The organism is Bradyrhizobium sp. Kon10 (assembly GCF_055807395.1).
Genome location: NZ_JBVVOZ010000445.1, coordinates 1 through 230, shown reverse-complemented (window position 1 = coordinate 230; position 230 = coordinate 1). Strand labels below are relative to the sequence as shown.

1 pseudogene is annotated in these 230 nt (G+C 60.9%); it reads right to left on the bottom strand.

The features are described 5' to 3' along the window. A pseudogene (locus AC0L2O_RS37695) lies at positions 1-193 on the bottom strand (hypothetical protein); the annotation flags it as partial. Positions 194-230: the final 37 nt, after the last annotated feature.

Sequence of the window (230 nt, the reverse complement as noted above, 5' to 3'; positions counted from 1 at the left end):
CTTCACCGGTATGGTTGATGCGCATCAGGCCGGCGACATGGCGGGTCTCGGTCTCGCTCATTTGTGCGTCTGGCTGCACGATGGCGGGTGACGGACGGTACGGTTGGCCACTGAACGGCAGCAGCGTACGCATGGCCGTATCGGCTTGCAGTAACAGACGGTCAATCGGCGAGTAGTGACGTTGGGTAGTCATGCTGACCTCCGGGAAGAATCTCGGCGGCCAGTTTACC